Raw genomic sequence first — 13,360 nt, 5'->3', positions numbered from 1 at the left:
CCCTCTTAGAACAGCGCTTTGGCTCGGAACTGGCGCTGCTCTGCTCCATTCCCGGTAGTGGGCGAAAGACCGCGGGCCTGTTGCTCTTGTTTGCCAGTGGCTTTGTGCATCTCGATAACTACCGCCAGCTCATCGCGATGGCCGGCTTGTCGCCCCGGGAGCACACGTCGGGCACCCGCATTCGGGGCAAGGTCCGTATCACCAAGATGGGTGGGGCCTTGATCCGGGCCAAGCTCTTCAGGTGCAGCTTTTCGGCGAAGAAAACGAATAACGCCTGTGGGGCGCTCTTCGACCGACTCGTGGCGAAAGGCAAGAACAAGAAGTTGGCCTTGATTGCCGTCTGCAACAAACTGCTGAAACAAGCCTTCGCCATTGTCAGATCGGGGGTGCCGTATCAGGCTGGTTTTACTTCTAAACCGGCCCTGAATCCTTGACTTTCAACACAGTTCGTGTTAATGAGTTTTTTAGCAAGGAGTTGGTAATATGCATCTTCCTAATGGCTCTAAAATTCTATTTTAGGAATGCGTAATACTCCATGGAAGATCTGAAGGCAAGAACCGAATGGTTCGACGATACGGCCAACCTTTGTGGCGTTGATGTGAACGGCTCAGCAGAAGTACTCGAAGGAGTTCTGTATGAGGATTTTGCGGTATCAGTCCACACCTTCTTTCATCCGGATAACTTGGCCGTATTAGCCCGTGCCGGCATTCTTACGGCAGAAATAACAGACCTATGCACGTTGATCCGAGACCAGGTAGCGTTGTTAACCGAAATGCCTGAAACAGCTACCAGCAGATCTCAGAAATGGGCCGCAGTGATTTCCGCATGCGAGCAAGTGCGGGTACTAAAGCAGGAGCATACGAGGAAGAAGCGCGACTTGCAACAGTAGCGTAAGAAAGCCAGCAGTGGAGGGACCTTCTGAATCTAAATCAGAAGAGGTGTCTTAGAAGTCATTTTTATGTTAAGCAAGCGTACCGGGTGGGGCGTTTTTTGGCACCTATGCCAGTCGGTGCTACGTTAAAAAGACCTCTAAACCGTTCTAATGCTCTTTTTGAGCGATTCCAGCCAGGCATAGCGGTGATTTGCCCTTGTACCGGCAGTCCTTATAAAATCAACGCTATGAGCAGGGCCTGGGCAGCTTGTGGGAACCGTCCAGCAAGGCTGCTAGCTCGGCGATGCACACGGGCAAGCGCGGGACGCGGGAACAACAATTGCCAATCCTATTCCGTTAGCTGGCACGGCCGCCGGGATCGGATGCAATAGCGGCAATCCGTTTGTCCGTTGTATCTTGGGCGGGCCGACAAGAGCGGCCGCGGCCGCCGACAACCTGCTCCTTATCCGTTTTCGCTGAATGGCTGCTTCCGATGACGCTTCGCTGAATGCCCGCCTGGCGCGGCTGCGCCAGACCGACCCCGAGGCCTTTTTCGAGCAGCTCTTTGAGGCCTTGTACTCCCCGTTGGGCACGGCCGTGTACCGGGTAGTGCCCGACCGGGAGGCCGTCGAGGACATTCTACAGGAAACCTTTCTGGGTATATGGCAGGGGCTCGACGCGTTGCCGGTCATTGAATCGTACCGCGCCTATTTCACGCGGATGGCTGTGAATGGGGCCTTGCGCTACCTGCAACGAAATAAACGCCAGGTGGCTTGGGACGAGGTCCTACCCGTTGACCCGGTAGCCCCCGATGCCTTGGAAGGCCTGCATGCCGCGGAAGCTGCCGCGGCAGTGGCGGCGGCCCTGGCGCAACTTCCACGCCAGTGCCGGATTATCTTTGAGCTAAGCCGCTACGAGGAATTGAGTTACCAGCAGATTGCGGAGGCGCTGGAGCTTTCGCCTAAAACGGTGGAAAACCAGATGGGCAAAGCCTTGCGGATCCTGCGCCGGGAACTGGCCGGCGTGTTGAAAAACTTGTACTGGCTGCTGTTGTGCTGCAGTATGACCAGCTTGCGGCAACCAGCGCACGGAGGAGACACGGGTTCCCGTTCGCCGGAGCGGCCCGCGCCCAATTATTTTCGGACCGCATAGGGGTTGCGCGGCAAAAATCGTATCCTTTATGTACGGCACGTGCATTTTCCTTCGGCCTTTCCCATGACAACCAACTACCCCGACCCAGCCGACGCACCCTGGACGCTGCTGGCCCGCCACCTGGCGGCCGAAACGACGGCGGCCGAGCGGGCCGACCTGCGCGCGTGGGTGCAGGCAGATCCCGCTCACCTGCAAATCCTGACTACTGTCACCCGGGCTTGGGAACGGGCGGGCGAGGCAGAGGCGGGTCCCGTGTTGTTTTCGCCTGCCGACGTGCAAGCGGCGTGGCAACGCCTTCGTCCCAAGATGGCTGCCGTTCGGCCCGCCGCCGTTACTGTTGCTGCGCCCACGCCACCAGCTGCAACGGCGGCCCACGCCCCAGCCACCCAGCCGCTCTGGCCGCTGCAACGGCGGGTGGCAGCCCGGCGCCGGCAACTGGCAGTCGGCTTGGTACTGGTACTGGGCGTTGGGTTTGCCCTCGCCCGGGTGTTTAGGGCTAAGCCGCCCACGCAGGTGCAGGCCTATGCCAGCACCACCGGCCGTCGGATGGTGCGCCTGCCCGACGGCAGTACGGTCTGGCTCAACGCGCATTCGCGGCTGCATTACACAGGGGTAGAGACATCGGATGCCCATGGGCCGCGGGCCGTGCAGCTGACAGGCGAAGCGTATTTTGAAGTTCAGCCCAATCCGGACCGACCCTTCGTGGTGACCACCACCACGGCCCGCGTGCGCGTGACGGGCACGGCCTTTAATGTGCGGGCCTACGCGGCCGAGGATTCGGTTGAGGTCAGCGTCACGCACGGCCAGGTCTGGCTGGGGCACGTTCTCCCCGCGGATAGCGTGCAGCTCACCGCCGGTACACGTGCGGCGCTGCACGCCACCGACGCCCCGGGTCGGATAGCCGCCCGGCTTCGCCGCGCCCCGCTCGCCGACCCCAACTTCCGGGCTTGGCAGACCGACACCTTGCGGTTTACCGACGCGCCCGTTGCCCAGGTGGTGCGTACCCTGCGGGCCACCTTTGGTACCCAGGTGCAGGTGGGCAGCGCGGCGCTGGCGCGGTATCGCTTCACTGGTACGTTTCCGCATCCGCAGCCCAACCAGGTGCTGGCCGTGCTGGCCGCCGCTACTGCCAGCCAGATGACACCCGACGGCCAGGGTGGATACCAGCTATCCGGTGCAGGCTGCCCGTTGGCGGCTCCCAAGTCGGATTCAGCCTCGCCTACCCGTGCACCTCAGCTGTGAGAAAACCCAGTACGCCTCGGATTGCCCGACCCTGGGCCTGGCTGTGGGCGGTCGTGCTGGGGTATTTGCTGCCCGTTGGGCTGGCGTGGGGCCAGGGTTCTCCCCCGCCGCTGCTGCGCTCGGTGCGGCTTGCTCCCGGCACACGTCCCTTGAGCGAGGTGCTGGCGGAGTTGTCACGCCAAGCCCAGCTGCCGTTCAGCTACAGCAGTTCCCTGGTGCCGGTTAGCCACCCGTGTATCCTGCGGCCGGGGCCGGCCCGCCCGTTGAACGTGGTATTGCGCGAGGTGTTAGCCGCGGAACACTTGTCTTATGGACTGGTAGAAGGGCAGCTGGTGCTCTGGCCTGCCCACCTGGCCCCACCCGCGGGCGTGACGTCGGTGAATGGTCGCGCAGTACCCTCCCGGACTGCCGCCGTGGCGTCTTCAGCTACCGGTGCGCCCCAGCCGGCAGTTGCTGACGCTCGTTCCGCCGGCAGTCCGGCGGTAACGTCTGGCGTGAAGCCACGGACGGGCACTTCTCCACCGACGCGGACCGCAACATTGAGCAGCAAGGCTTGGCTGCGGGCAAAACGGGTAGCACCGGGTGGCCAGGCAGGGGGCTCTGTGGCCCGGCCGTACCCTGAATCCAAATCGCCCCGGCGGGCCACACCTGGCAGCCCGCCCACTCGCTCCGTAGCCTCCATTTCAGCTAATGCGGGTAATAGAAAGCCCCTCAAGCCGAACCATATAACTCCTGCCCCGCACCGAGGCCAACCTCGGGAGCAGGCTGCCGAGCAAGGCGGACGGCGGACGCCGAGCAGGGTGGCAGCTTCTTCATCGCCCCGCCAGATACGGGTAGGGTGGGGGCTGTCATCCCTTGCGACCATTCCCGCCCTACCCGTATCGGTAAAATCATTGCCGGAACCCAGCGGTATGCCGACGGTTAGTCAGCCGGCAGCGGCGGGAACAGTTGCGCCCACCCCTGCGCGGGTTTCCAAGTCCGTTCCGGCTGCCGATTCTGGTGCAGAACAATCACATACGCGCACGAGTTGGCTGCACGGCCAGGTCTGGGCGAGTGAATGCCTGCCGCTCAACGTCGCCGTGCAGATTGGGCCTCCCCGGATCTATGCCCTCGTGGGCGCGGCGGCCGGACCGCGAGAGTACCGGTCGAGCTGGGCGTTGGGGGCGGGCGCCGGAACTTCCGGCAGGTCTTGGGGCCGCTTCACGCCCAGCTTGGAGGTGCTGCAGTGGCTGTTGGTCAACGAACGGGAAGACCCGCAGGGGTGGTTGACGCAGCTCCGGCCCTTGGTCAGCTGGCAAGTCAAACAAGGCCGGCGTGGGCAGCTCGTGGGCGGGCCGACGTTGAACCTGGCCGCTGCCCCCCGCGAGCGGGGAAGAACCCGCTGGGCGCTGGGCCAGGACCAATGGCTCTGGCTCAATGTAGCAGACCGGGGGCAACCCCGCCTGCGCCTGTGGCCGGGTGTGCAGTTGGGCCTACGATTCTAAGTCGCCTCCTGCACTAGCCTGCATAAGTACCGGGACCCGCCCGCTTTGAGGTGGCCGAACAATTTTTCACCTCGGTCCCTGGCCGGGGCTTTTTGTGGGCCGCTCCGCGCCTCTTAGTTAGTGCTTGTGATCGTGCCGACGCTCATGCAGCTTGGTTCGGCGAGTGGTTCGTGGGGCAGGCGGCTCCAATGCTTTTAACGTTGCTCCCAGCCCTAGTCTATACTTGGGCAGCTCCGTAAGACGATGAGAGGCACCAAGAGCACGTGCCGCCCTGCGCCAGAGGTGCTAGACCGTCGACTTGAAAGATTCTGCGGTTACCAATGCGGTTGCATTTCATCATTAGTGAACTGATAGTAAAAGGCTTGCCTGCTGTGCTGGGGGCAGGTGAAAAATATTTTTTGCCAGCGAATGGGGGTAAGCCCAGCCGCCGAGCATCTTACTACTAGACCGCCGCGCCTAGCTGCCCCACTCGACCTGGGGTAACGAGGGGTGCTGGCACCAACGCGGCAGCCCTTTTCTCATCACCTGATCACTTTCACCAACAGCTTCAAGCACAAGGCGCTGACTCAAAGCGGCTTCGCGCCCCTCGACGTCTTCCAGACCCTGTGCGTGGCGCAAACTCTCCGTTATGGCTACCCAGCTTTTATCCGCGTCGCCCTCGCCGACCAAGTTAACCCGGCAGGTCCAGCACATAATCCGTCGGCGTAAACATCTGTCTCTGAGCCGTTTGAGCCCGGCAGCCGATCTGCACACAGAACTGGGTTTTGACATGCTGGACGTGGTCGACATCATTCTGGAGGTGGAGCAACGCTACCAACTCACCATTCCGGACGAAGTGCCGCTGCGTACCATCAACGATTTCGTGCGCTTCCTCGGCCCTTGCGTGACGGGCGCCTCTGCGGCCCAGGCAGCCTGATCTTCGGCTGCTGGCCAAACGGTTGATCAGACCCCTTTGCCCATTTGCCCCACTATTCCTGCCTTATGTTCTCCTCTGCCGGTTGCCTGAAGCGCCCCGTGGTTTCCCGAATGCTGCTGTTGCTGGCCGGCGCCGGATGGTTATGCGTGGGGTCCTGCCAGCGGCAGGACCCCACCCCCACCAATGACTTCGCCGCTTTGCCAGCTACGGTCGCGGCACCGGCGGATAACCCCGGCAGTCCGGCCAAAGTAGTCCTGGGCCGGGCTTTGTTCTGGGACCCCGTGCTTTCGGGGCAGCGCGACGTGAGCTGCGCCACCTGCCACCACCCCAGCGAGGGCTACGCCGATGGACTGGACCTCTCCATCGGCGTCAACGGGCAGGGCCTGGGCACTGCCCGCCGCTTCCGGGTGCCCAACGCCATTCCGTTCACGAAGCGCAACTGCACCAGCGTGCTCAACGCGGCCTTCAACCGCATGGCGGCCGACGGCAGCTACAACCCCAGCACGGCCGTCATGTTCTGGGATAACCGGGCGCAGTCACTGGAGGCCCAGGCGTTAATGCCCATCGCCACACTAGAAGAAATGCGCAGCGACCGTTACTCCGAGTCGCTGGCGTTGGACTCGGTGGTGGCGCGGCTGCGGCGGATTCCGGCGTATGGTACGCTGTTTCAGGCGGCCTTCGCCGGGTCCGCGCCCGTCACGGCGATCAACCTGGGCAAGGCCCTAGCTAGCTTCGAGCGCACGCTGGTGGCCACGGATTCGCCCTTCGACGAGTACTTGCGCGGCAACACCAGCGCCATGACCGCACAACAGGTGCAGGGCCTGAATGCCTTCGTCGCGACGGGGTGTGCCAAGTGCCACAGCGGCCCCATGCTCAGCGACTTCCAGCCCCACGTGCTCGGGATAGCGGATAACGGCAAGCTGGCGGCATCCGACGCGGGTGTGAACGGCAGCTACGCCTTCCGCACGCCGAGCCTGCGCAACGTGGCCCTGACGGCGCCTTACATGCACAACGGCACGCTGACCACCCTGCAGGCGGTGCTCGACTTCTACGACAGGGGCGGGCGTAACCGGCGCATCTCGCAAAACCCGCACGTGGCCGCCCGCCAACTCGACCCGCTGCTGCCCAACGGCGTGCAAAACACCCAAGCCATTCTGGCCTTTCTGAATGCCCTCACCGCCAAAAGTTTCGACCGCACGGTTCCGGCTGCAGTGCCCAGCGGGCTGCCGGTTGGCGGAAACATCTATTGATTCCTTTACTTTTTTCATCCTTTAACTACTTCTGTATGAGCACTTCCACCATCCTGCGCACGGCTTGCGGCTTGCTACTGTTCCTCTCCATCAGCAGCTTTGCGGGCTGCGACAAATCGGGCGACGCCCACCCACGCAGCGGCAAAGACTGCAACAAAACGACGACCACCGCGGCGGATTCCACCAGCACCGGCGGCGCCAGTTAACGACCCGCGCCCGCTGCCCCGCCCAGACTCCGTTCCGGGCGGGGCAGCCTAGGGCCGCAGCCGACGGCTGCATCTCCGGAATGATTGCTGCGAATGCAGGCGACTGGCTAGGCATTCCGAAGTTGTCCGTTTGCCAACGGCAGCCTTATAGAAAGGGGGTCGCGGCTCGACGCGCATCTCCCCGGCATTGGCCTTTGCTGGCCTCCGGCTTCCCTATTCTCTTTTCCCGCTTTTTTCCTCCTGCCGACGGGGCCCCAACGGCCCCGCCAAGCGAGCCATTCCCTTTTTAGACGATGACGCTACCTGCCAAAGGTCCCATTTCTAGTCGCCGTGCTTGGTGGACTCGCGTGCCGGGTATGGTCCTGCTGCTGCTGAGCCTGGGGTTGCAGGCGCACGCCACCCACATTGTAGGCGGGGAAATGGAGTTGCAGCACCAGACCGGCAGCGCCTACACGCTCACCCTCAACCTGTACTTCGACGCCATCAACGGCGACCCGGCGGCATTGGACAACGCCTTGTCGGCCAGTATTTTCGACAAAGCCACCAACCGCCGCATGCTCGACGTGACCTTGCCGTTGGTCAGCAACACGTTCGTCAGTTATACCAACCCCGCCTGCACCCAGCCCTCGCTGAGTACGCGCAAGCTGGTATATACCCAAACCATTACGCTGGCCGCCGACACCTACACCAGCCCCGCGGGCTACTACGCGGCTGTGGAGCGGTGCTGCCGCAACCTGAGCATCAGCAACATCCAGAACCCGGGCGCGGCGGCCCAGACATTTTACCTCGAGTTTCCGGCCGTGGTGCGCAGCGGCCAGTCGTTTATCGATTCGACGCCGCACATTTTTCCACCGTTGGGCGACTATGCCTGCCGCGGCGAATTATTCTACTACGATTTTGGCGGCCAGGACCCCGACGGCGACTCGCTGGCCTACGACCTGGTGACGCCCCTGAATGGCCATTCTACCGCGGCCCCCACCAACTCCAAGCCGCTTGCGTCGGCGGCCCCCTACAGCACCGTCACCTGGAATACCGGCTTGAGCGCCCAAAATCAAATTCCGGGTACGCCCCCGCTGGGCATTGACGCCCACACGGGCCGCCTGACGGTGCGGCCCACACAGCTGGGTCTGTTTGTATTCGGGGTGCGTTGCTCGGAATACCGGAAGGGCGTAAAAATGGGCGAAACGCGCCGCGACTTCCAGCTGTACGTGCTCAACTGCCCGCGCAACACGGCCCCGAGCCTCCAGCTCTTTACCTCGGCCAGCCCGAAGCCCTACCAGCCGGGACGCGACACGCTGCGCCTGCTGCCCGGCGCCGATCCTTGCGTGCGCCTGCGCTTCACCGACCCCGACGCCAATTCGCAGCTGACCGTCTCGGCGCGGCCGGTCAACTACACCGGCGCCGGGCCCGCCTTCACGACCGCGACCAGCGGCACGGTGCGGGCCCCGGGCGCCCCGGATACGCTCACGGCCACGCTCTGCTTTCCGGCGTGTTACGATACCAAAAACAAAGTCTACCTGCTCGATCTGATCGTGGCCGACAACGGGTGCAGCCTGCCCAAGCGCGACACGGTGCGGCTGGCGTTTACGGCGCTGCCGCCGCCCAATGCGCCGCCCGTGCTCACGTCCACGTTTCCCCCCGCGGACGCGGCCAGCAGCGAGCCGGTGCTCGTGCGGGTGCCGCTCGGCACCGTGTTCACCGCCACGCTGACGGGCACCGACGCCGACCGCAACCCCTTGACCCTGACGGCTACGGGGCAAGGATTTGACCTGGCGAGCGCGGGCATGTCGTTTACGGCCCAGAACGGCATGGGCACCGCGTTCGGCACGTTTCGTTGGCAAGCCAGCTGCCCGGGCACGCAGTCGCCTACCCTGACGGTGGTGTTTCGGTTGCAGGAAACCGTGGCCTGCGGGCCGCAGCCGCAAACCCGCACCGTGCGCTTTCAGGTCGTGCCCTCGGCGGATACGGTGGCGTTTTTGCCGCCCAACATCATCACGCCCAACGGCGACGGCCTCAACGACGAGTTCACGCTGCCCGATTTGCCGCCCGATTTCTGCGACGTGCAGTTTGCCGGCATCCGGATTTTCTCGCGCTGGGGCACCGAGGTGTACCACTCGCCCGAACGCAGCTTTCGCTGGAACGGCATCGGGTCGGCGGGCATGTATTACTACCTCATTACCTACACCAACGGCCGTCGTTTCAAAGGCTGGCTACAAGTAATGTCAGCGGCGGGCAACTAATTAAATTCTGGCCTGTACCTCCCGTGCGGCGAGGGATATCAATCCGCTGGCCCCGCCGTGGAAAGGGGTGGCCCTAGTCGACGTTGCGCTCTGCGTGGGCTGTGCGCCGAGTCGCCGACGAGCAAAAATAAGCGGAACAGCGCACCACTACTTCCCCCGCGACGTATAGCGCTTGCCGATGTGCCAAGCAGTACGGTACCGGGAGGCAGGCTTCATCTTTACTGCTGCCATGTTTCGTCCCCTTTCTGCTCGCCTTACGGAAACCCTAGATCGCTGGCAGGACCGGGGGCGCGAGCCGGCTTTAACGGCATTGCTCCTGGGGCAAGGGGGGGTGCTGTTTGTCGCGGGCCCGTTGCTTAGCCTGCGGCTGCTCAACTTTGCCGTGATGGACGGGCTGCAAGTCCTGCTGTTGCTTATTGCCTCGTTCGCCTTGCCCCGGGGCAGCCCGCTGCGCGTCCTGATCCTGGGCTGCGTCGGGCTCATTACGGGGATGTTGATGGCCGCCCCTAATCCGCACGTGGGCTTGCTGCTGCACACCGTGGCCACGTTGGGCATCACCTTGGGGGTCGGCCAAGCCGTGTTTCGGGCGCGGCGGGTGACCCGTCACCAACTGCTGGGAGCGGTGGTCGTCTACCTGAACCTGGCGCTGCTGTTTGTGGGCGCCTACGACAGCCTTAACGTAGCGTTCCCGGGGGCTTTCGCCACCGCGACCCACACCTCCTTGCAAAGGGGTGAACTGGTGTATTTCAGCCTTACCGCCCTCACCTCCACCGGCTACGGCTCGCTGTGCAGGCTCACCAAGCGGGCGCGCAGCCTGGCCAACCTGGAAGCCGTCGTCGGGCAACTCTTCCTGGCCATTTTGCTCGCCCGCTTGGTGAGCCTGCACAGCGAGCCGTAATACGGTGTCGGGTTGTCGGAGGAAAACGGGCGCGTCTGCTGCAACATGTCGCTCGCCTGCAAGCGGCGTCCGCTCGTCCATTGCGAAGGAATTAAGGGGTTTGTCGATGCAATGATCTTGGTTGTCGATTCTGAGGTGCGGAGGCAGGTAGTAGAATCTACCTTCCCTTATCCAATTACCAGTAGCCTCCACTTTTAGCTCCGCATAAGATCATGATAAGAAAAGACTTTCTCAAGAGCCTGCTGGTGGGGGCCGTCTCCACACCAGCCCTGCTGATGGCCTGCAGCAAGGAGTCGGACCCCGTTACTCCTTCTACCAACACTTCGGGCTCCACCGGCACCCCGGGTACCACCGGCTCCAGCAGTTGCACGGTAGCGCCCACCGAAACCGAAGGCCCGTTCCCGACCAAAGCGCCGGCTGCGTACGTGCGCAGCGACATCACCGACGGGAAAACCGGCTACAAGATGACGGCCAAAATCACCATCACCAACGCCAACAGCAGCTGCGCGGCCTTGGCCGGGGCGCTGGTCGATATCTGGCACTGCGACGCGGAAGGCAACTACTCCGAATACGGCGGTTCGGGCATGCAATCGACTAACTACCAATCGGTTCACTTCCTGCGCGGCCGTCAGACCACCGATGCGAACGGGCAGGTAACCTTCACCACCATTTTCCCGGGCTGGTACAGCGGGCGGGCCACGCACATTCACGTGCACGTGTACTCGGCCAGCGGCACGTCGCTGAAGGTAACGCAGATTGCATTTCCGGAAGGCACGGGCTCGGCAGTGGCGGCCGTCAACGGCTACGCCAAAGGCATGAGCGGCTACACTTATAATAAGAGCGACAACGTGTTCAGCGACGACACGGCCGGCGCCGAAATCGCGACGGTAACGGGCAGCACCACCGCCGGTTTTGCCCTCACGATGTCCATCGGCGTGCCGGCCTAATCATTTTCTGAAATCACCTTTTAGAAGGCAAGACGCTGAAGATTAGCCTTTAGCGTCTTAGTTCTTTTTTGCCATGGCCGAGTACACCATCACCATCTGTTACCGCAAAATCATCAACGCCGCTTCTGCCGGTGCATGGGATAAGCTTGTGTTTGAGGACACGTACGCCGAGTTTCGGCTGCAGGCGCAGAACTTCAATCCGGAACGGAAGTACCGCTCGTTCGGGGAGCTGCTGCACCACGCGCCGGGCGCCGAACAGCTGCATTTTCTGGTGAGTGCGGCGGTGCGCGGGTATTTGCAACAGTTGAATGGGCTGGTGCCGGAGGTGCTCAACAACCTGGGCCGGCACTTTCTGAAGTTCAGCAAGTTCCAGTTCGAGATCCTCAACTCCGACCTGCTGGACAAAGCCAAGCACCAGGTCGCGATCAATTTCTATTCCGAGCCGCTGGTGTGGCACGAAACAGTGGGCACCTACCTGCTGGTTTCGGAGAAACAGGCCGGCGGCGAAGTGCTGACCAACATGTTGCAGCTGCAGCCTTATGTAACCATTCACTCCCTGCACACGACCGCGTAAGATGATTAAGCAGACACCCGGAAAAATCTTCCTGGCCGATCAGCGGGGGCTGACCGAAACCGCGCAGTTCCGACGCTACAGCACCTTCAACTTTGGCCGCTATGAACACGAGCACAAGGTGGCGTTCGGCAGCCTGGATGCCGTAAACGAAGAAATTCTGGCCGGCGCCCAGAGCATCGCGCTGCCCGTAGAGCAAGCCTCGTATGTGCTCATTATCCCGATCACGGGTGCGGTGATTGCCAGTAGCCTGCAAGGCGAACCCACTACCGTCGAGGTGGAAGAAATCCAGATCCGTACGGTTCCGGCTTATAGCGTGCTGTACCTGACCAATCCGTATGAAACGGAGCTCATCAGCTTCCTGCACATCTGGATCAAAGCCGGACCGCAAGTAAAGGATGCTGTTAATCAGATAGTTCCGTTCAGTGCGCAGGCAATAAACAACCAACTGGCCGCCGTCATAGCTGCCGGGATGCAGCGCCCAACGGAGCCGCCGCTTCCGTTTGCAGTAAGCCTTGGGCGCTTTGCCGGACGGCGGGAAGCAACTTATCTCCTTCAAAGCAGCCGCTCGCGCTTCTTCGCGTTTGTGGTGGCCGGCGCTTTCGAGGCAGAAGGCCGCCTGTTGCACGAACACGACGGCTTGGCGCTGTGGGAAGTGGAAGAAGTGGAGCTGGAAGCACTGAGCAACGATGCGCTGGTGTTGGTGCTGGAGTTGATCGATTAATATAAAGCCGTCATAATCTATTAGTTATGACGGCTATTAAGGTCTGATAGTCAAACAATTACGGCTGTACTGAATTTCAGCGGGTCTGGGGTAAAGGCTCTGTTCCGGCACCGCAATAAAACAGAGGCTCTCGGCTAATGGCAAGGGCTTCTGTTTGTGCATTTTATGCGTGTCGCACGAGTCAGAGCTTATATAAGTGCTCGAATAAATGCGTCGGTAAAGTCGGGGGCGAAGTGCAGCACGTTGTCGAGGCTGACAAATTCGTGTGCTTCGTGCGTGGTCGTGAGCACAATGGCTTTCATGCCGGCGTTTCGGGCGGCTTCAGCGCCTTTGGGCACGTCTTCAAAGACAATGCAATCGGTGGGCGCAACCCGTAGCTGCTCGGCGGCTTTCAGAAATGTTTCCGGATGGGGTTTGCTCAACGTGACATCGTCGGCGCTGACAACGGCGCTGAAATACTGCCGGATGTTTAGGTTATTCAGGACGAAGTCAATGTTGAACGGGATGGCGGCCGACCCAATGGCGAGCGGAATATTCTGCTGATGAGCCCGTTGCAGAAAGTCCTGCAAGCCGGGCAGAAGCTGCAGATGCGGCAGAAATTCCTGCTGATACCGCTTTTCCTTCTCAACGGATACGCGATGCATTTCCTCCTCGGTAAACCTACCGGCGCCAAATATTCTTACCAGCACTTCCTGGTTTTTGCCATACATCTCTGGCTTAACCTCTTCCCAAGTGAAATTGCCGCCCAAGTCATGGTTGAGCACGTGCTGCCAGGCCCTGGTATGGTAGTCCATATCATGGATCATGGTGCCGTTAAGATCGAAGATGAACGCTTTCATAGTGGTTTCGGATAAGAGAG

Annotated in this window: 14 protein-coding genes; 13 read left to right on the top strand and 1 reads right to left on the bottom strand. The window is 61.6% G+C overall.

Features of this window, described 5'->3' with window-relative positions; translation table 11 throughout:
* From H9I52_RS22820 to H9I52_RS22760, 13 genes are all read left to right on the top strand, one after another.
* On the top strand, positions 1-434 hold a 434-nt coding region (locus H9I52_RS22820), incomplete at its 5' end, for a transposase (RefSeq protein WP_187455793.1).
* Positions 435-535: 101 nt separating this feature from the next.
* On the top strand, positions 536-889 hold the full coding sequence (locus H9I52_RS22815) for a hypothetical protein (protein WP_187455792.1): 354 nt from the start codon (positions 536-538) through the stop codon (positions 887-889).
* A gap of 462 nt (positions 890-1,351) precedes the next feature.
* Positions 1,352-2,023, top strand: coding sequence for a sigma-70 family RNA polymerase sigma factor (locus H9I52_RS22810; RefSeq protein ID WP_187455791.1), 672 nt, complete (start codon positions 1,352-1,354; stop codon positions 2,021-2,023).
* A gap of 63 nt (positions 2,024-2,086) precedes the next feature.
* Positions 2,087-3,265 carry a FecR family protein gene (locus tag H9I52_RS22805; RefSeq protein WP_187455790.1) on the top strand — a complete coding sequence of 393 codons (1,179 nt, stop codon included), beginning with the start codon at positions 2,087-2,089 and terminating at the stop codon, positions 3,263-3,265.
* Positions 3,262-4,749 carry a hypothetical protein gene (locus H9I52_RS22800; protein WP_187455789.1) on the top strand — a complete coding sequence of 496 codons (1,488 nt, stop codon included), beginning with the start codon at positions 3,262-3,264 and terminating at the stop codon, positions 4,747-4,749. Before H9I52_RS22805 ends, H9I52_RS22800 begins: the two co-directional genes overlap by 4 nt.
* A 628-nt stretch (positions 4,750-5,377) precedes the next feature.
* Positions 5,378-5,665: an acyl carrier protein gene (locus H9I52_RS22795; protein WP_187455788.1), complete on the top strand. Its 288-nt coding sequence runs from the start codon at positions 5,378-5,380 to the stop codon at positions 5,663-5,665.
* A gap of 65 nt (positions 5,666-5,730) precedes the next feature.
* Positions 5,731-6,915 (top strand): cytochrome-c peroxidase, encoded by a 1,185-nt coding sequence (locus H9I52_RS22790; RefSeq protein ID WP_222940622.1) that lies wholly within the window; start codon positions 5,731-5,733, stop codon positions 6,913-6,915.
* A gap of 35 nt (positions 6,916-6,950) precedes the next feature.
* Entirely contained in the window at positions 6,951-7,121 is a 171-nt protein-coding gene (locus tag H9I52_RS22785; protein ID WP_187455787.1) for a hypothetical protein, read from the top strand.
* 293 nt (positions 7,122-7,414) lie between these two features.
* Entirely contained in the window at positions 7,415-9,361 is a 1,947-nt protein-coding gene (locus H9I52_RS22780) for a gliding motility-associated C-terminal domain-containing protein (protein ID WP_187455786.1), read from the top strand.
* Positions 9,362-9,590: 229 nt separating this feature from the next.
* A complete protein-coding gene (locus H9I52_RS22775) occupies positions 9,591-10,259 on the top strand; it encodes an ion channel (RefSeq protein ID WP_187455785.1) in 669 nt (222 codons plus the stop codon).
* 212 nt (positions 10,260-10,471) lie between these two features.
* Positions 10,472-11,206, top strand: a complete 735-nt coding sequence (locus tag H9I52_RS22770; protein WP_187455784.1) for an intradiol ring-cleavage dioxygenase — start codon at positions 10,472-10,474, stop codon at positions 11,204-11,206.
* A 73-nt stretch (positions 11,207-11,279) separates the two neighbouring features.
* Positions 11,280-11,780, top strand: a complete 501-nt coding sequence (locus tag H9I52_RS22765) for a hypothetical protein (protein ID WP_187455783.1) — start codon at positions 11,280-11,282, stop codon at positions 11,778-11,780.
* 1 nt (position 11,781) lies between these two features.
* Complete coding sequence (locus H9I52_RS22760; protein ID WP_187455782.1) at positions 11,782-12,501, top strand: hypothetical protein; 720 nt, start codon at positions 11,782-11,784, stop codon at positions 12,499-12,501.
* A gap of 188 nt (positions 12,502-12,689) precedes the next feature.
* Here the strand turns inward: H9I52_RS22760 and H9I52_RS22755 are convergent, their stop codons facing one another.
* Positions 12,690-13,340, bottom strand: a complete 651-nt coding sequence (locus H9I52_RS22755; protein ID WP_187455781.1) for an HAD family hydrolase — start codon at positions 13,338-13,340, stop codon at positions 12,690-12,692.
* Between the last annotated feature and the right edge of the window lie 20 nt (positions 13,341-13,360).

The organism is Hymenobacter sp. BT491 (assembly GCF_014349165.1).
Classification (GTDB): domain Bacteria; phylum Bacteroidota; class Bacteroidia; order Cytophagales; family Hymenobacteraceae; genus Hymenobacter; species Hymenobacter jejuensis.
The sequence above is the reverse complement of the archived record's forward strand: the minus strand, read 5'-3'. Positions and strand labels throughout refer to the sequence as shown.